We start from the raw sequence: 21,061 nt of genomic DNA, 5'->3' as shown, positions 1-21,061 counted from the left end.
TTGCCCGCATCACCGGATTCCCTATGGCGCTGACGATCAATACCAATACGAATTCGCTGTTCGCCCAGCGCGCGCTGACGCGCGCGGGATCGGACATGTCGTCCGTACTGCAGCGCCTCTCCAGCGGCCTGCGCATCAATTCCGCCCGCGACGATGCGGCCGGCCTGGCGATCTCGCAAGGGATGACGGCGCAGTTGCGCGGGCTGACGCAGGCCGGCCGCAACATCAACGACGGCGTCTCGCTGACCCAAACGGCGGAAAGCGCGATCGGCACCATCGGCGACAACTTCCAGCGCATCCGCGAGCTGGCGGTGCAGGCGGCCAACGACACCAACAGCGCCAGCGACCGCGCGGCCATGCAGCGCGAGGCCGATGAACTGATCAAGGAAAACTTCCGCGTCGCCACCGACACCAACTTCAACGGCCTCAAATTGCTGGACGGCTCGTTCAACGGCGCCGTGCAGCTCGGCCACCGTGCCGGCGACGTCATCATGCTGACGATTCCCGCGCTGTTCCAGCAGACCGATGGCGGCGCGCTTGCCGAGCCGCCGCTGTCGCTGGCCAGCCATGCCGACGCGACGGCGGCCTTGCAATACGTGGACAAGCAGCTGGCCAGTATCAATGTGCAGCGTGCCCACCTCGGCGCGATGCAGAACCGCCTGACGCACGCCTTCGAGAATGTGCAGGCAATGTCGACCAACCTGGCCGAGTCGCGCTCGCGCATCCTCGACACGGACTTCGCGGCCGATACGGCGAACCTGACGCGCACGCAGATCCTGCAGCAGGCCGGATCGGCCATGCTGGCGCAGGCCAACTCGCTGCCGAACCAGATCCTGCAGCTGCTGCGCTAGTCGCGCCCGCCGAAGCGGCGATCGAGCCAGTCGTAGGCTTCGTCCTGCGCCTCGCGCGGGAAGGCATGGCCGCCTGGCAGGATGCGGGTCTCGAACTTGTCGCCGGCATGCCAGGCGCTCCATACGCGCGCCATTTTCGCGTACGCCTCCCGCACGCTGGGCAGCGGGAACAACGGATCGGCCGCGCCCGCAAGGAAGAGTGCGGGCTTCGGTGCCGCCAGGCTGGCGACGTCGGGAAAATCGAGATGGCGCAGCAGGCCGGGATGCAGCATCTGGAAGGCGGACGAGCCGCACAGCTGGTTGTTCCCCGGGACCATCAGGCCCTGCGTGGTGGCCATCCAGTTGACGGCGACGACGGCCCCGATCGCGTCCGACAATGCCGCGACCTGCCAGGCGCGCAGCGCGCCCATCGAAAAGCCCAGCGCGGCGACGCGGCGCTTGTCCACTTCCGGCAGCGATGCGAGGAAGCTCGCCGCGCGCACGTCTTCCAGCGCCATGTTCCCCGCCAGAGAACTGCCCAGGTTGAAGAAGTTGGCGGCCAGGGCCTGTTGCCCATCGCCCGTCAGCGGGCCGCGATCGCCCCAGCCCAAGGCATCCGTCGCCAGCACCACGTAGCCGCGCCGTGCCAGGTCGTCGCCCGGCATGCGGCCGGAAAAATACTTGTCGGCCCAGGTGCGCGCCGCTGCCTCGCGCGCCGCGTCGCCCCAGGGCGCGATGAGCTTTTCCTTGCCGATGTCGAAGCGCCCGCCATGGTCGTGCAGCAGCAGCGCGGCCGGATGCGGCCCGGCTGCCTTCGGCACCAGCAGCAGTGCACGCACGCGACTGGTGGCGGTCAGGTTGAACACGACCTGGCGGGCGTTGTAGCTGCCGCGGTCCTGCGTGGCAATCACCTGCGGCGCGAACGGCGTGTCGTCGCGCTCCTGCAGTGTCGCCTCCCACAGTTTCGCCCGGCCCGCCGCGCGCCACGCGGGCAGGTCCTTCACTTGCGGCGTCCAGGCCATGGGAAAGGCCAGCCTCGCTTTCAGCGCCGGGGCGAACACGGGCAGGGCGCCGTCGATGGCGTGCTGCTGGTAGTCCTGGGCTTGGGCCAGGCCGGCTGCCAGCGCCAGGGCGCAGAGGCGGTAAAGGAATTTGCTGTGGTGGGCGGGACGAGGCATCCGGGCTCCTTCATGTTCGGCTGCGGCATTGTGCCACGGCGCGAACATGAAGATCGCCTGAAGGCCGGCCCCTATCCAGGATGGCGATTCTGCAATAGCATCGTGCCAGCTTTCACTATTCAATACGTGGAAAGCGCCCCGCTATACCACTACACAGGAGCCTTCGATGTTGACCCGTTCGATTACCGCAATGTGCCTTTCGTTGTCCCTGGCTTCGGCCTGGGCCCAGACCGACGTTCCCACCGCCGTCGCACCGGAGGCGCAGGTCGAGCCGGAAAAGATCCTCGTCGTGGGCCAGCGCCCCGGCCCCGGCCTGTGGAAGGTGTCGAAGGGCGACCACGTGCTGTGGGTGTTCGGCACGCACTGGCCGCTGCCGAAGAAGATGGAGTGGCGCTCGCAGCAGGTGGAGGCGATCGTCGCGCAGTCGCAGGAGCTGCTGAAGGAGCCGGGCGCCAACCTGGACTTCGGCGTCGTCCGTTCCGTGTTGCTGATGCCGTTCATGCTTGGCATCGACAAGAACCCGGATGGCGGTGTCCTGAGCGACAAGGTCCCGGTCGACGTCCATGAGCGCTGGCTGGCGCTGCGCAAGAAATACCTGAAGGACGACGACGACTACGAGCGCCTGCGCCCCGTGTTCGCGGCCGGCGAACTGTTCGACGAGGCGATGAAGCAGAACGGCATGACGTCCGGCGGCGAGATGCGCAAGCAGATCGTCAAGCTGGCGGAGAAGAACAAGCTGAAGATCACGCCGACGGCGATCGACCTGTCGGTGGACAGTCCCGTCAAGGCGATCCGTGCATTCAAGAAGGCGCCAATGGACGACGTGCCGTGCTTCACGGCGACGGTCAAGCGCCTGGAAACGGACCTGGACGGCATCCGTACCCGCGCCAACGCCTGGGCCAAGGGCGACCTGGATGTCATCCGCAAACTCGATTACCGCGAACACGAAAACGCCTGCACGGCGGCCTTCTTCAGCAACGCGGTGCTGAATGAAAAAGCCGGCCTGGGCACGGTGCCGGAGCGCATGCGCGCCGGCTGGCTGGCGGCAGCGGAAAAAGCGCTGGCCAACAACCACACGACCATCGCCATGCTGCAGCTGCATAACCTGCTGGGACCGAAGAGCTACCTGGCCGATCTGCAGGCCAAGGGATATACGGTGGAACAGCCGGAATAAACCCGGCACTTTTCCGTGTCGCAGCCGATCGGGCCAGCCGATCGGCTGCACTGGCTCAGAACTTGTAGTTCACCCCGAACAGCACCGTCCGCCCATACTTCGCATACTCCAGCTGGCGGTCGGCCCGGTTGGCATACGTCTCGTAGGCGGCGTTGTTCAGGTTATTCACCTGCAGCAGCAGGCCCAGGCCCTTGTACGGGCCCTGCTCGAACGTATAGCCGGCCTGGAAATCGACGGTCGTGCCGCCCACCACGTAGCGCAACTGACGGTCGCCCGCGAAGTTGCCGATCTCGCCCACGTAGTCGGAACGGTGGCGCGCGCTGACGCGGGTCGAGAAGCCCGCCTTTTCATAGTACAGGGTCAGGTTCGACACGTTGCGCGACAGGCCCGGCAGCTCGATCTTGCCGATGGTGGCGTTGACTTCCTTGATGTCGATGCCGCTCTTCGTGTACGACGTGCTGGCGATGACGCCGAAGCCGTCCAGCACTGGCGTGACCAGGTCCAGCGGCACCGACACCGTCAGTTCGGCGCCCTTGATCATGCCGCCGTCGCCGTTGTACGACGTGGTGTACTGGCCGAAGTTGGAGATGGCGTTGGTGCCGGCCGTGTATTGCGAGAAGTCGCGCGTTTCCGAGAACGTGTAGATGTACGTGTCGAGCTTCTTGTAGAAGCCGGCCAGCGCCACGTAGCCCTTCTTGCCGAAGTACTTCTCGTACGACAGGTCGATGGCCTTGGCGCGCCATGGATCGAGCTGGGTGTTGCCGCCGCTGCCGCTGGGCAGGCGCGTGCCCGATTCGACGGTGAAGTTGAAGCCCGCGTTGAGCTGGTCCACGCGCGGGCGGGCCATCTGCTTGGCCACCGAGAAGCGCAGCGTCTGGCCTTCGCCCACGCCAACGGCCAGGTTCAGGCTGGGCAGCACGTCCGTATAGGTCTTGCCGTTCTCGATGGGGTGGGCCACGCCGGCCGCGTCGGCATACAGCGAGGCGGACGACTGGTCGGTGCGGATCACCTGCGCGCCGATATTGCCGCGAACGGAATAGCCGGCCACGTCGCCATCCAGGTTGGCGCGCACGAAACTGGTGGTGATCTTCTCCGTCACGTCCCAGGCCCGGCTGATGGTGCCGGCATTGTTCTCCAGGCTGTAGCTGATCGGATTGAAGTAGCGCTCGATCACGGCGGGCACGTTCCACGACGGGACGGTGCCGGCACCCGCAAAGCCCAGGTCCACTGGCGTGTACAGGAACTCGCTGCCGATGGTCGGCGTGCCGCTCGCGAACAGCAGGCCGGAAGGCTGGCGCTTGGTCTTGGTGCGGTCGCTGTAGTTGACGCCCACGTCGAAGCCGGACAGGTAGGCGTCCAGCGCGGCCGGTGCCGGCAAGGTCGCGGCCACCTTCAGGCTGGCCAGCCGGTCCTTCAGGTGCGGCGCGTAGGTCTTGCCGTAGCCGTAGATCGAATTGCCGGTATGGAGGATGGCGGGATTGCTGTAGTCGAGCTGCCCGGACAGCGTGGCAAACCGGCCCGGCTGCCAGCCCACCGTCATCAGCGGGTCGTTGAACGCGCCGCCGCTGGCCGTCTGCAGTTGCAGGTTGTTTTCCAGGTACGTTTCGTCGCGCTTGGCCTGCGAGTAGTTCGCGTCGACCAGCAGCGACCAGTGTTCAAACTTGAAGCGGTTGCTCCAGCCGGCGGTACGGATGCTGTCCTCGCGGTGGTTGTGCTGGCCCCGCACCAGCGGGTAGGCGCCCGTCGCGGTGCCGCCGGCCAGCGTGTCGCCCACGATCCTCGTCGTCACATAGTTGAAGCCGACGGGATTGTTGGTGCCGTTGAAGCCGCCGAGGTTGACCTCGAACTGGTTGTTCGTGTCGACCTGCTTGAAGTTGGACGCGAACACGTCGAGGGTGCTGGTCCACTGGCGGCTGGGGCGGTATTCCAGGACGCCGATCACGCCGGTGCGCGTCAGCCGGCCGCTCTTGGCCAGCGCCTTGACGCCGGCCGTGACGTAGGTGCCGGCCGGGACGCCCGCAATGCGGGTCTGGTCGAACGGCTCGTACGTGCCCGTTTCCTGGTCCAGGATCGGCGACTCCATGTGGGCGACGCCCAGCCCCAGGCCGATCGTCCGGTTCGCGAACTGGTCGATGTAGCTGGCACTGACGCGGTGGCCCGTGTCCTTGGCATTGGCGATCTTGCCCAGCGAGTTCTTCTCGCCGCGCAGGTTGAACGAGATCGTGCGGCCGGGGAACGACAGCGGGCGCACTGTCTGCATGTCGATGGTGCCGGACAGGCCCTGGCCGACGATGCCCGCGTCCGGCGTCTTGTACACCGTCACGGCGCTCAGCAGCTCGGACGGATACTGGTCGAACTCCACGCTGCGGTTGTCGCCCGTGCTGACCTGTTCGCGGCCATTCAGCAACGTCGTGGCGAAATCGGGCGACAGGCCGCGCACGCTGATCACCTGCGCGCGACCGCCGACCCGTTGCGCCGTCAGGCCGGGCAGGCGCGCGATCGATTCGGCGATGCTGGTGTCCGGCAGCTTGCCGATATCCTCGGCCGAAATCGATTCGACGATGGATGTGGCGTCCTTCTTCACGGAGATCGCATCCTCGATGCCGCGGCGGATGCCGGATACGGTGACTTTCTGCATCGCGCCCTCGGCGGGCTGGCTGGCTGCGGCGGCAAGTTCCTGCGCTGTGACGGCGCTCGACGATAGCGCTAGCAGCAGGGCGCAGGCGCCGGCAATGGGATGCAAACGGAGGGTGATGACGGGTTGACTACGGTGCATTGACGTCTCCAAGGCTGTGATGGGGAAGCGCTCTGCGGCGCGTTGTCGTCAATCTTGTATGAAAACTAGAATTTTAGTCAACGGTATCGTAGTCAAACTACATCTGTGTGTCGTAAGTTTGCCTCTAAACTCGCCAGTCACTACGCGTGGTGGCATCGTTCAGCCGTTATTTTGGTTGAAATGTGTATCCAAACTACATTCTGCTCGGTTATTAATGATGCGTGAAGGAAAATCCTCGGCGTGGCGCGGCCCCATTTCATTTTGTATCGGGAAAGTCGTCAGCGACCGGCAAAGCCGCGTAGAAGTACGGGTATTCGCCCCTCAGCCGTTGCCAGAGGCAGCGTTCGCCGAGCAGCACCCTGGGGCGGATACGGTGACCAATCTTGAAGGGCTCGCGCCGGCCGCCTTGCACTTCGCCCTGGTCGGCGCACTCGCACCAGCCGGTTCAGGGACAAGTGTGTCCGGTGGTGGCCAGCTCACCGAGGCGTGTGCCGTCCCCGGTCAGCATCACGCTCACTTCGTTCCCGAAAGTCGGAGCGACTACCGCGAATACCTCAGGGTCGAGACAACTTTATCGAGGCCCAGTCGTGCGGCTTGCTCGTTAACTTCCAGCGTCTGGGTGTAGACAATGCACACGAAACCCTTTCCGCAGCCCTTTCTCGCGTAAATGTGGAAGTGCTTCGCGTATGGATCGCCTGCATTAAAGTTGTTGTCGATGTACCGGGCACCCAACGCTTCTGCCCCGGAGATTTGGAGTGGTTGATATTTTGTCGCCGTTAAGTACTTGGAATCTTCGCGCGCCAACTTCGTCAGGAATTCAGCAGTCTCCTGCAGCGAGGGAGCCATGGAAAGAGGGTAAATCTGAATTTGCGTATTCAAGGCAATGCCTTCAAAGCCGGGCTTGTTGGCCTCCAGGTCAACCTGGACCACCTTGCTTTCTGTCTCGTTGCGAGTGACCGTCCAATTGCCAGGGAGAGCGAGCTTGACGCCCCGTTTGGAATAGCTCGTGGTATGTTGGACGTCGGGAAGGGGAATCGGCTTGCTTAACTCGTCAGCCGCGGTGACGTCCGCAGCAAATCCCGCTCCCATAATGCTTGCGGCAAGGACTGTAGTCAGGCCCATCCACAAGCTTGAATACACGGTATCTTTCTTCATCTGTTTGCCTTTCAGTTTTTGTGTCGCAAGACGTTGGGCATAAGCCATCCGCCGTGCGTTGATTTCAATCGGGGATCGTCGAACCGATCCTTCGTCAAGTGTCGTTTCGATATCGTCGATTATAGTGGAACCTCGATTCAGTATAATGGTTCGGGCTATTGCCAAAGGTCGATAAATGGCAATGAGCGAAGTGACGAAGCGCAAGGTACACGGGCCTTATTCGATCCTGGCGAAGCGCTGATCTATTGCTGATGAGATTAGCCTGAAAAACGTGTCCAGCCAGACGCAAATGCGCCGTCATACCAGGGTATGGCGGCGCATTTGTGGCGCCGCTGGGCGCGTTTTCTCAGGGTTGAGATCCCGCCATAAATAAATCGGCGCTTCCCTGGTACCAAGGCATCACGCTGGAATGGTTGGCGTCAACTGTCTTGGCCGGTCGATCACGGGAATGTCAATTATCCAGTTCGACATCCGCTTGGGCGATGAGAGGCAAGGTGAGTGCCAGGCTGAATGCACTTTCAGCTCGTCATGACTGGCGCCAGGAAAGCCATCGCACCTCGGACGAAGCGACCACCCCATTTCCCATCACACTTGCCTAGTTGGAAATTTGTCAAACTTGGCCGAACCCGCGTAGAATGCGGCTTGTCGCGGGTGTAGCTCAATGGTAGAGCAGGAGCTTCCCAAGCTTAAGACGAGGGTTCGATTCCCTTCACCCGCTCCACGTTTCGAGATACCGGACCCCACGCACCGCGGTTGGCGTGGCATTGCCCAACGATCGTCGACAGCACCGCATGTCCTCACGCATCCTCATCCAACTGCTGCTTTCGCTGCTGTTGCTGGTTTCCCAGCAGCTGGCGCTGTCGCACGTGTATACGCACGTGCCGGCGCCCGGTGGCGTCGCGGTACTGGGGGAGAATGGCGACGAGGGCAAGCGGCCCATCGCATCGGACCACCTGTGCGGCTTGTGCGTGTCCGGCGACCAGCTGGCGCATGCGTTGGGCGTGCCGTCGTACAGCTTCCCCGCTGTCGCACCCGAATACCTCCCGCTGGCAGCGGCCGACACGCCCGCCGCCTGCCTGCGCACCGACTGCGTCTTCCAGTCGCGCGCCCCGCCCCAGGCCTGACCCGCTGAAGTTCCCGAACTTTTTTCATCCGCCGCGCGCCGAACGTGCGGCGGAAGCTCGTCATTACAATTTGCCTGAGGTTTTACCCATGAACATGCAACGCACGCTGCTCGCCAGCGCGATCCTGGCCGCTCTTTCTCCTGCCGCTTTTGCCGACGAACCCGCCGACCAGGTCGTGCCCAAGGTCGTCGTGACCGCCAATCCGTTCCGCACCGCCGAGGGCGACCAGATCCTGACGCCGGCCAAGGTACTGCAAGGCGACGAGCTGCGCGACAAGGCCGGCAGCTCGCTGGGCGAGACGCTGTCGCAGGAGCTGGGCGTGTCCGCCTCCGCGTTTGGTGCCGGTGCGTCGCGCCCCATCATCCGCGGCATGGAAGGCCCGCGCGTGAAGATGCTGGAGAACGGCATGTCGGTGTCGGACGTGTCCGGCCTGTCGAACGATCACGCGGTCGCGGCCGAAGGCGCCGTGGCGCACCAGATCGAAATCCTGCGTGGCCCGGCCGCGCTGCTGTACGGCTCGGGCGCCATCGGCGGCCTGGTCAACGTCGTCAACGAGCGCATCCCGACCGCGCTGGAAGCCAAGCCCACCGGCCAGGTCGAAGGGCGCTACAGCACCGTCGACAAGGGCCGCAACGCATCCGGTACCGTCGATGCGGCGTTCGGCAAGATCGCCGTGCACGTGGACGGCAACTGGCGCCTGACCGACGACTACAAGATCCCCGACAACCGCGTGCTGAACGATCCGGAATCGGCATCGGGCCGCCTGCCGCATTCCGACACGCACGAGCGCAACCTGGGCCTGGGCGCCTCGTTCGTCGACAGCTGGGGTTACGTGGGCGCGTCCGTGTCGCGCCTGCAGAACCTGTACGGCATCCCCAGCGACGAAGGCTCGCGCATCGACCTGGACCAGAAGCGCTACGACATCGAAGGCCTCGTCAAGGCACCGTTCGACGGCTTCGAGAACTTCAAGTTCAAGGCCGGGCACACCGACTACGAGCACGCCGAGCTCGATGACGAAGGCGCGCCGGAAGTGCGCTTCACCAACCGCTCGACCGAAACGCGCTGGGAGCTGTCGCACAAGCCGCTGGCCGGCTGGCATGGCACGTTCGGCATCCAGACCGAGAACACGCACTTCGCGGCGCTGAGCGCAGAGGGCGGCCCGGACACCGTGCCGGCCACCCGCTCGACGTCCACGGCCGGCTTCCTCGTCGAGGAGAAAGACCTGGGCGTGCTGCGCCTGTCGGCCGGCGCCCGCCTGGAATCCGTCAAGCGCGAACCCGTTACGGGGCTGGCGCGCTCGTTCGACCTGAAATCCGGTTCCGTGGGCGCGTTGTGGCCGTTCATGCCGGGTTACGGCGCCGGCCTGACGCTGTCGTACGCCCAGCGCGCGCCCGCGACCGAGGAGCTGTATTCGTACGGCCCGCACGACGCCACCGCCACGTTCGACATCGGCAATGCCAACTTCGCCAAGGAGAGTTCGCGCAACGTCGAGCTGTCGGTGCAGAAGAGCACCGGCGTCGTGCGCTGGAAGGCCAACATCTACCGCAACCAGGTCAGCGACTACATCTACGGCAACGTCACGGGCAACCTGCTGGACGAAGAGGGCAATCCAGGTGAGGAATTGCGCGAGCGCATCTTCCAGCAGGGCGACGCGACGATCCGCGGCGCCGAGGCGGAGCTGACGTACAACGAAGCGGGCGCCGGCTGGTCGGGCCGCGTGTTCGCCGACACGTCGCGCGGCAAGCTCGATGCCGGCGGCAGCCTGCCGCTGCAGCCGGCCGACCGCGTCGGCGCTTCCGTCGGCTACCGCATGGACGCGCTGCGCGCCGGCCTGTCGCTGGTGCACGCGCGCGGCCAGGATCGGCTGGCCTCGTTCGAGACGATCGAGACGCCCGGCTACAACCAGCTGAACGCGAACGTCTCGTACACGCAGAAGGTGGGGACGTATGACCTGACCTACTTCCTGCTGGCGAAGAACCTGCTGAACGAGGACATCCGCGTCTCGACCTCGGTGCTGAAGGACATCTCGCCGCTGCCGGGCCGCAACTTCGTGTTCGGCGTGCGCGCGAAGTTCTGACCTGCCGGAAAAGTTGTCAGAAATCGGGGATTGTCCTCAACTGTCCGGCACCCAACAGCAAGGGCCGGGGTCAGACCCGACGGGTCTGACCCCAGTTTCTGGTTCTGGAGGAAAGCGGGCCGGCGACAAGCGGGCCGGCTCGTTTTGAGCGCGGCTCCGGCCGATCCCGGATTTCGCTAAGATGGCTCCGTTCGCAATGGAGCCAGCGTGTCACCGCGTTACCTGTACAAATACCGTCCCTTCGCCACCGCCTGCGACATCGAGCGCGCCCAGCGCATCGTGTGCGACAGCCGGATCTTCTTCGCCCCGCCTTGCTCGTTCAACGACCCGTTCGACAGCCGGCCCGCCTTCACGTTCGAGGCGCCCGTCGACGAGATGAAGGCGTACTACCGGCGCCTGTGCGCCAGGCGCGTGCCGCACTTGACCGAACACGAGGTGGAGGCCGAGATCGAGCGCATCTTTGCCGACCCCGATACCGATTTACGCGCGCCGCAGGGCCAGAGCCGGATCCAGGATTTGCATTCGCGCGCCCTGGGCCAGGAGGTCGGCGTGTTGTGCCTGTCCAGCGTGCGCGACCATATCCTGATGTGGTCGCACTATGCCGACTGCCATCGCGGCATTTGCCTGGAGTTCGACGCTGGCACGGACTTTTTGTCGCGCGCCCGGCCGATCGGCTACGAGGAAAGCCGCATGCTCATCAATCCATTCCGCGACCGCGACGAGGAGATGGCGGAAAAAACCTTCCTGATGAAGGCCGCGCACTGGCACTACGAGGGCGAGTGGCGCCTGATCCGCTACGGGGGCCCGGGGGAGGAAGCGTTCACACCCGCCGCCCTGACCGGCATCGTGCTGGGGGCACTGGCTTCCGAGGACACCGAGCGGCGCGTGCGTGCCTGGGCCCGCGAGCACGAGACGCCACTGCGGCTGGCCCGGGCGTATCCGGACCAGCAGGCGTTCCGGCTGCACGTGCGGGCACTGGAAGACTGAGCGTGGATGTTCCGACAACGTGCGTTGCCTAACTGACCTGCAATCTTGATTGCGCGAAGCTGGCGCCAACGACGTGTGTCGTGCAATGGGAGAACATCATGGCTGATAACCTGCAAAACCGCGGCCCCCAGGACCGCAACCGCATCAACGTCAACGAACCGTGGGAACTGCGTTACTGGACCAAGGAGCTGGGCTTGTCCGAGGACGAGCTGCGCGAGGCCGTCAAGGCGGCCGGTACCAGCGTCAACGCCGTACGCGAGCACGTCGGCAAGCTGCATTGACACAATCGTGAATCGGATGCACCGTCCGGTCACATTGATAGTATGATGGCATTATCCGCGGGGTCGCCAGCGCATGCGCGACCCACCCGCGGCCACTGCTGCCAGGCGTGCAGCGACCGTACGCGCGACGGCAATCGCGCAGCCAGCATGCGCGTTTTCGCATTCGATGCAGTGGGCATGACCGAAGATATCTGGGTAAAAGGGTACGTCTATAGCGTGGACGTGGCGGAAGAGCCGGCCGGCAAATATCGCGGCCAGATCCATATCAAGTCGCATCGCTACTCGGGCCGCACGTTCGAGCCGCCCGTCGTGATTGAAACGCCGGCCGCGTTCAAGCGCGAGCATGCCGCCGAGATCGAAGCGCGCGCCCTTGCGCGCGAGCTGATCGACAGCGGCAGCCTGGAAGACCGCCTGGGTACCGCACCGGCGGAGGCGCCGCCCCACGCAACGCATTAGCCGCGTTCCACGGCCCTTCGAGCACACTGCGCTCCGGGCGAGCGCAGTGTCACACGCGTGCCTGTCCCTACAACGCCACCTTCAGGCGCGCCACGATGCTACGCTCGGCACCCGGCATCACGTACAGGCTATTCCATGACGACGTGTAGTAGGTGCGGTCGAACAGGTTGTGCACGTCCACCGCCAGGCGCACCGCCTTCGTCAGCTGCCACCAGCTCGCCAGGCGCGCCGTCGTGTAGGCGGGCAGGGCGTACGTGTCCGTGTTGTTGCCGGCGCGGTTGCCCACGTAGTTGACGCCGGCACCGATGCCGTAGCGGCGGCCATTTGCCAGCGTGTCCTCGCGCATCGCCAGAAGGCCCGCGCTCCATTCCGGCACGTTGGCCAGGCGGGCGCCGGACGGCAGCGTCTTGTCCTTGGTCACGCGGGCATCGTCATACGACAGGTTGCCGCTGACGCGCCAGTGCCGGTCCACCTGGCCGTACACGTCCGCCTCGAACCCGGTGCTCTTGATCTTGCCCGCGGCAACCGAGTAGCCCGGCACGTCGCTGGCGGTCAGCACATTGGTCTTGGCGATGTCGTAGACGGCAAGCGTCGCGCCCAGGCGTTCGTCGCGCGTCTGCAGCTTCCAGCCGGCCTCGTAGGCGGTGGAGCGTTGCGGATCGAACGCGTTGCCGGCGATGTCCGTGCCGTTATTGGCGCGGAACGACTTACCGGCCGAGACGTACAGCGAATTCCAGTCGTTCGGCAGCCAGGTCAGGCCGGCGCGCGGCGACACGGCGCTCTGGTCGCGCGACGTGCGCGTTTTCGCTACCCGGTTGTCCAGCTCCTGGCTGTAGTCGTCATGGCGCAGGCCGACCAGCAGCTTCCATTGTGGCGACAGGCTCAGCTGGTCCTGCACGAACACGGCCTTGACGCGCTGGCGCTCGTCCGAACTGGACGTGCGCGCCGTCAGTGCCGGTGCGGGCGCACCGTACACCGGGTTGTGGATGTCGATCGGCGTGTTCGCGGAGCGCAGGATTTCCGTGTTCATCCACAGGCGCGACGCCTCCGCGCCGACCAGGAGCGTGTGGCCGATGGCACCGGTGCTGAACTTGCCTTCCAGTTCGGCCTGCACGGCCACGTCGCGCGACGGCAGCTGCCGCCACGTGGCCTGGCGGTTCAGGGTGCGGTTGTCCGCCGCCAGCGTCGTCGCCTCCGTGTAGTTGCCGTCGAACGTGCTTTCCTTGTAGCTGGCGCCCAGCTTGGCACGCCAGTTGTCCGCCAGCTTGCGTTCCAGCGTGAGCTGGTGCGTGTCGCTGGTCAGCGTCATGTTGCCGTCGCCCGGCTCGTTCAGCACGCGGTCGCGCGGCAGCGTGCCCAGTACGCCGCGCACGTTGATCACGCCCCGGTCCAGCGGCGTGTCGGCGCGCAGGAATTCGCCCTCGTAGTTCAGCGTGGTGCGGCTGTCGACCAGCCACGTCAGCGCAGGAGCGAACAGCGTGCGGTTATTGCCCAGCAGGTCGGTGCGGCTGTCGCCTTCCTCGACCATCGCGTTCAGGCGGTAGGCCACGCTGCTGCCCAGCGCACCGGTGCTGTCGAACGTGCCACGGCGCAGGCCGCGGCTGCCGACGCTGAACTCGGCCACGTTGTGCGTCGAGAACTTCGGCTTCTTCGTGACGATATTGATCGTGCCGCCCGGTTCGCTGCTGCCGTACACGGCGCCGGCCGGTCCCTTGAGGAATTCGAAGCGTTCGACGGTGGCCGTGTCGCGCGGCGGGTTGTAGCCGCGCGAACCGGGGAAGCCGTTGACGAGGAAGCCCATGTCGGTGCTGGAGAAGCCGCGGATGGCATAGTTGTCCCAGGTGCCGCCGAAGTCGTTCAGGCGCGCCACGCCGCTGACGTAGTCGACGGTATCGGCCAGGCGCAGTGCGCCCAGGTCCTCGATCTGCTGCGTGCCGATCACGCGCAGCGCTTGCGGCACTTCGCGGATCGGGGTGTCGGTGCGGGTGGCGCCGCTGCTGTTCGGGTGGACATAGCCGCTGGCGCGTTCGCCGGCCACGGTTACTTGCGGCAACGGCGCGTCGGCGGCGTCATCGGACGAGGCGGAAGCAACCGGCGAGACGGACAACAAGCCCAGCGCCAACAGGCGGACGGCAGCGGCGGACGGGGTAAGACGGGGCGGCATCGGGTTTCCTTGCAAGACGAAACCCAGCATTATAAATGAGAATCATTTGCATCCTCGGGATGCTGCCCAAGGACGCGCCGTCAGCCCTTCAGGTCGAGGTCGAGCCACACGGCGTAGGCCAGGCGCTTGCCCTCCCACAACGCGCCGCCGCGCACGGCGGCATCGCAGGAGGTCAGCTGGCCGGCGATTTCCTGGCGCGCCAGGCGCTGGCGGAACGCCAGCGCGTCCTTCGGTGCCAGGTAGCCCACCATTTCGCCGCTGAGGAAGACGGCGACGGCCTTGTCCTCGTACGGGTTGGCATCGTCGGGCAGCAGCAAGGCCGTGTGGCGGGCGTCGGCCTTGCCGTCGCCATGCTCCCCGGCGAGGCGGCGGATCGTGTCGCGGTAGCGCGATTCGCCCAGCACCTCGACATCGAACTGGCCGCCGCCGTCGGCCCAGTGCAGCACCGGCGCGCCTTCCGGCACCGGGGTGTACGAGCCGGCCCCCGGACCGGCCGGGATGGCGCGCGCCTTGGGGCGGCCCTTGAGCAGGAAAAACAGCGCCAGCAGGGCGACGACGATGATTGCGAGATTCAGTGCTTCAGCCATGCTGGCATATCCGGGAAGAGGGAAGGGGCGCCATTATCGCAGGCCGGCCGGGATCGCGAACGTGAACCTGGTGTGGCCATCGGCCGACAGCACTTCGAGTGTGCCGCCATGCGCCCGCGCGATCTCGCTGGCGATGTACAGGCCCAGCCCCAGGCCGCGGCGTGGCTGGGCGTCGTCGTCGCGCCAGTAGGGCTGGAACAGCTTGCCCAGCTTGGCCGGGTCGATCGTCTCGCCTTCGTTGGCGACGGCCAGCTTGAACGTGCCGTCCGCCAGCCGGGCATCGACGCGCACCGGCGTATCCTCCCTGCCATAGCGCAGGGCATTGGCCAGCAGGTTGGCCAGCACCTGGGCGACGCGGTCGCGGTTGCACCAGACCGTACCCGGCACGTCGATGGCGGCATCGATGCGCCGTTGCGGGTGCTCGTGCTGGCATTCCGCGACGACCTGGCGCAACGCTTCGTCCAGGTCGGCCACCGATGCGGCATCGAGGCCGATGCCGCCACCCAGGCGCCCGCGCGTGAAATCGAGGACGTCGTCGATCATGCGCGCGATGCGCTGGCCGCTGCGTTGCATGGTGCGGGCGATCATTTGCGTGCGCTCGTCGCTGTCGCTCTGCAGCAGGATCTCGGCGCCGTGCAGGATCGACGACAGCGGCGTGCGGATATCGTGCCCCAGCACGGCGATAAACTGCTCGCGCAGGACGGCGGTCTGCTTCTCGTCGGACAGCTCGCTGTTGCGGTCTTCGTAGCGGCGCTCGGCCTCCAGCTGTTTCGAGATCAGCTGGGCGAACAGCTGCAGCGACTTCAGCGTCTTCGACTCGGACAACGGCAGCGGGCGCGGGTCCAGGCCGCACAGGGTGCCGAAGAATGCGCCATCGATGCCATGGATCGGGATCGACACGTAGCTCTCGAAGCCATACTGGCGTGGCGTGGGGTGGCTATGGAACAGGTCGTCCTGGCTGACGTGGTCGATGACGATCGTGGCGTTGGCCGCGCGCACGCTGCGGCACAGCGTGGTGCCCACGTCCAGCTCGTCGCCAGGCGCCAGGCCGAAGCCGAGCTGGTCCAGCACGGCGCACGTCGTCCAGCTGGTCTCCGTCACGTGCGCAACACAGACGAACCGCAGCCCCGTCATCTCCGCCATCACGCTCAAGATATCCGGTACGGAAGGCAGCGCCTGGACGGCCTGCACGAAGGGTGGCCATGCTTGCTTCATGATCTTTCAGGCGGATGGATGAAAGGCAAGTGTAGCAGAGCCGCCGGGTCCTGGCGGAAGCCCCCGATGGTATAATCGTCCGTTTTTCGCCACTTTTTTCAGCAGATTCCATGTCTTCCGACACTCCACCGAAGGGCCCCGTCCGGTCCATGCTGTACGACCCGCTTGACCACCGTATCCGCAGCTTCGTCACCCGCGCCGGCCGCCTCTCCACCGCACAGGAGCGCGCCCTGAACGACCTGGGACCGCGCTACATGATCGAGTACGCCAAGGCGCCGCTGGACCTGGAGCAGGCGTTCGGCCGCCAGGCACCCGTGATCCTGGAGATCGGCTTCGGCATGGGCCAGACCACGGCCCATATCGCCAAGCTGATGCCGGAGAAGGACTTCATCGGCGTCGAGGTGCATACGCCCGGCGTCGGCAGCCTGCTGAAACTGATCGGCGAAGAAAACCTGACGAACCTGCGCGTGATCCAGCACGACGCCGTCGAGGTCCTGAACAACATGATCGGCGCCGGCACGCTGGCCGGTGTCCACATCTACTTCCCCGACCCATGGCACAAGGCGCGCCACAACAAGCGCCGCCTGATCCAGGCGCCGTTCGTCAAGCTGCTGGTGGAAAAGCTGGCGCCGGGCGGCTACCTGCACCTGGCGACCGACTGGGAAGACTACGCCGTGCAGATGCTGGAAGTGCTGTCGGCCGAGGAAGGCCTGCGGAACACGGCCGAGGGCTACGCGCCGCAGCCGGCCTACCGCCCGCTGACCAAGTTCGAGAACCGTGGCCTGAAGCTGGGCCACGGCGTGTGGGACCTCGTTTTTACGAAGAAGTAATCAGCCGCGTGCCGGCGCCGGCACTGCCGGCACGGCACGCGCCGGCATGAACGCCAGCAGGTTGCCGCCGATGACAAGCGCCAGTCCGGCAAAGGCGGTGGCGCCCCAGCGGTAATCCTCGAACAGCGCCGATACCGTCAGCGCCACGATGGGGAACAGCACCGTGCAGTAGGCGGCGCGGTCGGCGCCCAGCCGCCCCACCAGCAGCAAGTACGCCGTGAACGCGATCACGGAGCCGGGAATCGCCAGGTACAGCAGCGACCCGACATAGCGCACGTCCGCCTCGAACGTGAACGGCATGCCCAGCACCAGCGCCAGCACCGTCAGGATCGACGCGCCGATGAACATCGCCCACGTGTTGGTCAGCAGCGGCGCCAGGCCCAGGGCCTGCATGCGCGACGACAGCAGGTTCCCCGCCGAGAAGCACAACGTCCCCAGCACCGCCAGGCCCAGGCCGGCCAGCATGCCGGCATCGTTCCAGTGGCCCTGCATCTGCGGCAGGAACAGCAGCGCGATGCCGGCCAGTCCCAGCAAGGCGCCGCCGATCACGGCAGGGCGCACGGGACGGCCCAGGAACAGCCGGCCGTTGAGCGCATTCCAGATCGGCGCGGTGGAGAACACGACAGCCACCAGGCCGCTCGGCACGTGCGCGCTGGCATAGTAGAAGCACAGGAAGTTACAGCAGAACAGGGCGACACCCTGCGCCAGCAGGTAGCGCCACGCCGCCCGCGGCGGCAGCACGCCCTTGCGGGCAATGCACAGGCAGGCCAGCAGCACGGCGGCGGCGATCCAGAAGCGGTAGGCGATCGACACCGGCGCGGGCACGACGCCCAGCTGCAGCTTGATGGCGATCCACGTGGTGCCCCAGATCAGGACAGTGAGCAGGTAAAGAAAGAGGTTCATGGCGATCCGACAACGGTAAGGGTGCGGCCATTCTGCGGCGCGCGGCGCCCGGCCGGTTGTCCGATCTTGCGCATTTCACGGCCGCCGCCGGCACGCGCGGGCGCATGGTGCTAGACTTTTTCGCATGACCACCGAGCTTCGACTTCCCCTCCCTGCCGGCCTGCGCATGACGGCGGCTGCCCGCAGTGCGCTGCGCACGGCGCCGGCCGATGCGCTGGGCCATGCCGTCTTTCGCACGATGTGCGGCACCGATGCGCAGCTGGAGCGTTTTGCGTGGCTGGGCGACGGCCTGGCGGCCGCGGTCTGGCAGCGCAATACGGATGACGCGGAAACGGTCTACAGCGAGCCGGGCCACCATACGCTGTCGTGCTACCTGTACGGCGGCTACCGCATCGAGCGCAAGGGGGCGCCGGGACACTTCGGCGGCCCGGGCCGGCTGTGCGCGCTGCCGGACTGGCACGAATCGCGCTGGTACGTGCGCGACCCGCTGCGCCTGGTGCACCTCTATTTCATGCCGGCGCACTTCACGCGCCGCGCGGTCGTCGAGCTGGACCGGGAGCCGCGCGAACTGATGCTGCAGGACCGCACCTATTTCGACGATCCTGGCCTGGCGCGGCTGTGCGAGTCGCTGCTGGACGTGCCATGGCAGGGCGCCGACCACCTGCTGCGGGCCAACGAGATCGCCCACGACGCGCTGTCGGGCCTGCTGCACAGCCAGGCCGCCGTGCGCCCTAATTTGCGCCTGCGCGGCGGCCTGGCCCCGCACTTGCGCCGCCGGCTGGCCGACTTCATCGAGGCGCACCTGCATGAGGGGTTGACCCTGGGGCTGCTGGCCGGGCTGGCGAACCTGTCGGAATTCCACCTGGCGCGCATGTTCCGCGCGTCGTTCGGCATGCCGCCGTCGGCCTGGATCGCCGCCCGCCGCATCGACCGCGCGCGCCTGCTGCTGAAAGCCGGCGAGCTGCCGCTGCAGCAGGTGGCGGATGCGTGTGGCTACGCCGACCTGTCCCACTTCAGCCACCGCTTCCGCGCCGCCATGGGCGTGCCGCCAGGGCAGTACCGGCGCATCCTGGGCACCTGAGCGAAAATTGGGGACAGCCTCCAATTGCGCGCATTGAGCCGGCAGCAAATTAGAAGAAATTGGGGACAGCCTCCAATTGAGAAGAAATTGGGGACAGCCTCCAATTGCGAGCATCGAGCCGGCAGCAAATTAGGAGGCTGTCCCCAATTTCAGAGCCGGCAGCAAATTAGGAGGCTGTCCCCAATTTCACAATTTCACCGCTTCCGCGCCGCCGTGGGCGTGCCGCCAGGGCAGTACCGGCGCATCCTGGGCACCTGAGCGAAAATTGGGGACGGCCTCCAATTGCGAGCATTGAGTAGTTGGGGATAGCCTCCAATTGCGAGCATCGAGCCGGCAGCAAATTAGGAGGCTGTCCCCAATTTCAGGAACGGTGACTGTCACCCTTGGTTGCTTACACCATCTCCGAAATGATGCCGACGATATCGCCGCCGTAGGAGGCCAGCTTCTTCTCGCCCACGCCGGAGACGCCGCGCAGCTCGCCCAGCGTGGTCGGCTTGACCTTGGCGATTTCGCGCAACGTGGCGTCGGCGAAGATGACGAACGCGGCGACGTTGTGTTCGCGCGCCATGCCCATGCGCCATGAGCGCAGGCGGTCGAAGATCGCCTGTTCCGCCGGCTCCAGGAACGTCTCGGCATAGCCTTTCGGGCCGACGTGCGTTTCGGCTTGGCTGGCTTCTGGTACTGGCGCAGCTGCACCTTCTGGCCGCCCTTCAGCACTGGGCGCGCCGCGTCCGTCAGCTTCAGCGAGCTGTATTGGTCGTGGTCGACGGTGACGAGGCCCAGCGCGATCACCTGGCGCAGGATCGCGCGCCATTCCTGCTCGCTGCGGTCGGCGCCGACGCCGAACACGGACAGCGCGTCGTGGTGCCACGTCTTGATGCGCTCCGTCTCGACGCCGCGCAGCACCTCGATCACGTGGGTGGCCGCGAAGCGCTGGTCGACCCGGTAGATGGCCGACAGCAGCTTCTGCACGGGCACCGTGCCGTCGAACGACACGGGCGGCAGCAGGCACGTGTCGCAGTTGCCGCACGGGCCCGAGGCTTCGCCGAAGTAGTCCAGCAACCGCACGCGCCGGCACGACAGCGTCTCGCACAGGCCCAGCATCGCGTCCAGCTTCGTGCCCAGCACGCGCTTGAAGTTCTCGTCCGCCTCGGATTCGTCGATCATCCGGCGCTGCAGCACCACGTCCTGCAGGCCATACGCCATCCAGGCGCTGGCCGGCAGGCCGTCACGGCCCGCGCGGCCCGTCTCCTGGTAATAGCCCTCGATGCTCTTTGGCAGGTCCAGGTGGGCGACGAAGCGCACGTCCGGCTTGTCGATGCCCATGCCGAAGGCGATCGTCGCCACCATCACGAGGCTTTCCTCGCGCAGGAAGCGGGCCTGGTTGGCAGCGCGCTTGGCGTGCTCCATGCCGGCGTGGTAGGGCAGGGCGCGGATGCCGTTCTCGTTCAGGAATTCCGCCGTCTCCTCGACCTTCTTGCGCGACAGGCAATAGACGATGCCGGCGTCCGCCGCATGTTCGGTCGTGATGAAGTCCAGCAGCTGCTTGCGTCCCGTGGTCTTTTCGACGATCTGGTAGCGGATGTTCGGCCGGTCGAACGACGACACGAACTGCGCCGCATCCGTCAGGTCGAGGCGGTGCGCGATCTCGGCGCGCGTCTGCGGGTCGGCTGTCGCCGTCAGCGCGATGCGCGGCACATTCGGAAACTGCTCGTGCAGCACCGAGAGCTTGATGTACTCCGGCCGGAAGTCGTGGCCCCATTGGGACACGCAGTGCGCCTCGTCGATGGCGAACAGCGCGATCTTGGAATCCTGCAGCAGGTCGAAGCAGCGCTGCGTCATCAGGCGCTCGGGCGCCACGTACAGCAAATCGAGCTGGCCGGTGCGCACCATGCGCTCGATGCGCGACGCTTCCTCCCACGTTTGCGTGGAGTTGAGGAAGGCGGCGCGCACGCCCACTTCCTCCAATGCGTCGACCTGGTCCTGCATCAGCGCGATCAGCGGCGAGACGACAACGCCCACGCCGTCGCGCAGCAACGCGGGGATCTGGTAGCACAGCGACTTGCCGCCACCGGTCGGCATCAGCACCAGCGCGTCGCCGCCATTGGCGACATGTTCGACGATTTCCGCCTGGTGCCCGCGGAACGCGGGGTAGCCGAAAACCGTTTCCAGCACATGCAGTGCGCGCTGACTGATATCCAGTTGATCCATACAAACCTTACAACACTTCTCGAGATGACTGC

Annotated in this window: 16 protein-coding genes, 1 tRNA gene and 1 pseudogene; 10 read left to right on the top strand and 8 right to left on the bottom strand. The window is 65.8% G+C overall.

Annotated elements, in window-relative coordinates:
• Positions 1 to 23 precede the first annotated feature (23 nt).
• Complete coding sequence (locus tag PX653_RS19320; RefSeq protein ID WP_277414363.1) at positions 24 to 851, top strand: flagellin N-terminal helical domain-containing protein; 828 nt, start codon at positions 24 to 26, stop codon at positions 849 to 851.
• Here the strand turns inward: PX653_RS19320 and PX653_RS19315 are convergent.
• Positions 848 to 2,008, bottom strand: coding sequence for a dienelactone hydrolase family protein (locus tag PX653_RS19315; protein ID WP_277414362.1), 1,161 nt, complete (start codon positions 2,006 to 2,008; stop codon positions 848 to 850). The genes PX653_RS19320 and PX653_RS19315 overlap by 4 nt on opposite strands.
• Before the next feature lie 166 nt (positions 2,009 to 2,174).
• Here PX653_RS19315 and PX653_RS19310 point away from each other — a divergent pair, with 166 nt between their 5' ends.
• The gene (locus PX653_RS19310) at positions 2,175 to 3,182 is read left to right on the top strand and encodes a TraB/GumN family protein (protein ID WP_277414361.1); all 1,008 of its coding nucleotides are present in this window, start codon (positions 2,175 to 2,177) and stop codon (positions 3,180 to 3,182) included.
• A 55-nt stretch (positions 3,183 to 3,237) separates the two neighbouring features.
• On the opposite strand, the gene PX653_RS19305 is transcribed toward PX653_RS19310, so the two are convergent.
• Both PX653_RS19305 and PX653_RS19300 read right to left on the bottom strand, forming a co-directional pair.
• Positions 3,238 to 5,958, bottom strand: a complete 2,721-nt coding sequence (locus PX653_RS19305) for a TonB-dependent receptor (RefSeq protein WP_277414360.1) — start codon at positions 5,956 to 5,958, stop codon at positions 3,238 to 3,240.
• A 540-nt stretch (positions 5,959 to 6,498) separates the two neighbouring features.
• Positions 6,499 to 7,113 carry a hypothetical protein gene (locus tag PX653_RS19300; protein ID WP_277414359.1) on the bottom strand — a complete coding sequence of 205 codons (615 nt, stop codon included), beginning with the start codon at positions 7,111 to 7,113 and terminating at the stop codon, positions 6,499 to 6,501.
• Between the two features lie 647 nt (positions 7,114 to 7,760).
• On the opposite strand from PX653_RS19300, the gene PX653_RS19295 reads away from it, so the two are divergent.
• The 6 genes from PX653_RS19295 (at position 7,761) to PX653_RS19270 (ending at position 12,038) form a co-directional block, all read left to right on the top strand.
• Positions 7,761 to 7,834, top strand: a tRNA-Gly gene (locus PX653_RS19295).
• A 70-nt stretch (positions 7,835 to 7,904) separates the two neighbouring features.
• Positions 7,905 to 8,237, top strand: a complete 333-nt coding sequence (locus PX653_RS19290; RefSeq protein WP_277414358.1) for a hypothetical protein — start codon at positions 7,905 to 7,907, stop codon at positions 8,235 to 8,237.
• An 88-nt stretch (positions 8,238 to 8,325) separates the two neighbouring features.
• Positions 8,326 to 10,314, top strand: coding sequence for a TonB-dependent receptor (locus PX653_RS19285; RefSeq protein ID WP_277414357.1), 1,989 nt, complete (start codon positions 8,326 to 8,328; stop codon positions 10,312 to 10,314).
• Between the two features lie 207 nt (positions 10,315 to 10,521).
• Positions 10,522 to 11,301, top strand: a complete 780-nt coding sequence (locus PX653_RS19280; RefSeq protein WP_277414356.1) for a DUF2971 domain-containing protein — start codon at positions 10,522 to 10,524, stop codon at positions 11,299 to 11,301.
• A 98-nt stretch (positions 11,302 to 11,399) separates the two neighbouring features.
• A complete protein-coding gene (locus tag PX653_RS19275; RefSeq protein ID WP_147955426.1) occupies positions 11,400 to 11,582 on the top strand; it encodes a DUF3606 domain-containing protein in 183 nt (60 codons plus the stop codon).
• A gap of 177 nt (positions 11,583 to 11,759) precedes the next feature.
• Complete coding sequence (locus tag PX653_RS19270) at positions 11,760 to 12,038, top strand: hypothetical protein (RefSeq protein ID WP_277414355.1); 279 nt, start codon at positions 11,760 to 11,762, stop codon at positions 12,036 to 12,038.
• A 67-nt stretch (positions 12,039 to 12,105) separates the two neighbouring features.
• Here the strand turns inward: PX653_RS19270 and PX653_RS19265 are convergent, their stop codons facing one another.
• The 3 genes from PX653_RS19265 to PX653_RS19255 form a co-directional block, all read right to left on the bottom strand.
• The gene (locus PX653_RS19265) at positions 12,106 to 14,202 is read right to left on the bottom strand and encodes a TonB-dependent siderophore receptor (RefSeq protein ID WP_277414354.1); all 2,097 of its coding nucleotides are present in this window, start codon (positions 14,200 to 14,202) and stop codon (positions 12,106 to 12,108) included.
• Between the two features lie 80 nt (positions 14,203 to 14,282).
• Positions 14,283 to 14,789 (bottom strand): hypothetical protein, encoded by a 507-nt coding sequence (locus PX653_RS19260; protein ID WP_277414353.1) that lies wholly within the window; start codon positions 14,787 to 14,789, stop codon positions 14,283 to 14,285.
• A 33-nt stretch (positions 14,790 to 14,822) separates the two neighbouring features.
• Positions 14,823 to 16,004 carry a GAF domain-containing sensor histidine kinase gene (locus PX653_RS19255; RefSeq protein ID WP_277414352.1) on the bottom strand — a complete coding sequence of 394 codons (1,182 nt, stop codon included), beginning with the start codon at positions 16,002 to 16,004 and terminating at the stop codon, positions 14,823 to 14,825.
• Positions 16,005 to 16,153: 149 nt separating this feature from the next.
• Between PX653_RS19255 and trmB the strand changes: the two genes are divergently transcribed.
• Positions 16,154 to 16,834, top strand: a complete 681-nt coding sequence (gene trmB / locus PX653_RS19250) for a tRNA (guanosine(46)-N7)-methyltransferase TrmB (protein ID WP_277418608.1) — start codon at positions 16,154 to 16,156, stop codon at positions 16,832 to 16,834.
• On the opposite strand, the gene PX653_RS19245 is transcribed toward trmB, so the two are convergent.
• Positions 16,835 to 17,737, bottom strand: coding sequence for a DMT family transporter (locus PX653_RS19245; RefSeq protein ID WP_277414351.1), 903 nt, complete (start codon positions 17,735 to 17,737; stop codon positions 16,835 to 16,837).
• Between the two features lie 124 nt (positions 17,738 to 17,861).
• Between PX653_RS19245 and PX653_RS19240 the strand changes: the two genes are divergently transcribed.
• Positions 17,862 to 18,818: a helix-turn-helix transcriptional regulator gene (locus PX653_RS19240; RefSeq protein ID WP_371876355.1), complete on the top strand. Its 957-nt coding sequence runs from the start codon at positions 17,862 to 17,864 to the stop codon at positions 18,816 to 18,818.
• Positions 18,819 to 19,209: 391 nt separating this feature from the next.
• Here the strand turns inward: PX653_RS19240 and recQ are convergent.
• Positions 19,210 to 21,029, bottom strand: a pseudogene (gene recQ / locus PX653_RS19235) (DNA helicase RecQ).
• Positions 21,030 to 21,061 lie beyond the last annotated feature (32 nt).

The sequence above is a fragment of the Pseudoduganella chitinolytica genome (genome assembly GCF_029028125.1).
Classification (GTDB): Bacteria; Pseudomonadota; Gammaproteobacteria; order Burkholderiales; family Burkholderiaceae_D; genus Rugamonas; species Rugamonas chitinolytica.
The sequence above is the reverse complement of the archived record's forward strand: the minus strand, read 5'-3'. Positions and strand labels throughout refer to the sequence as shown.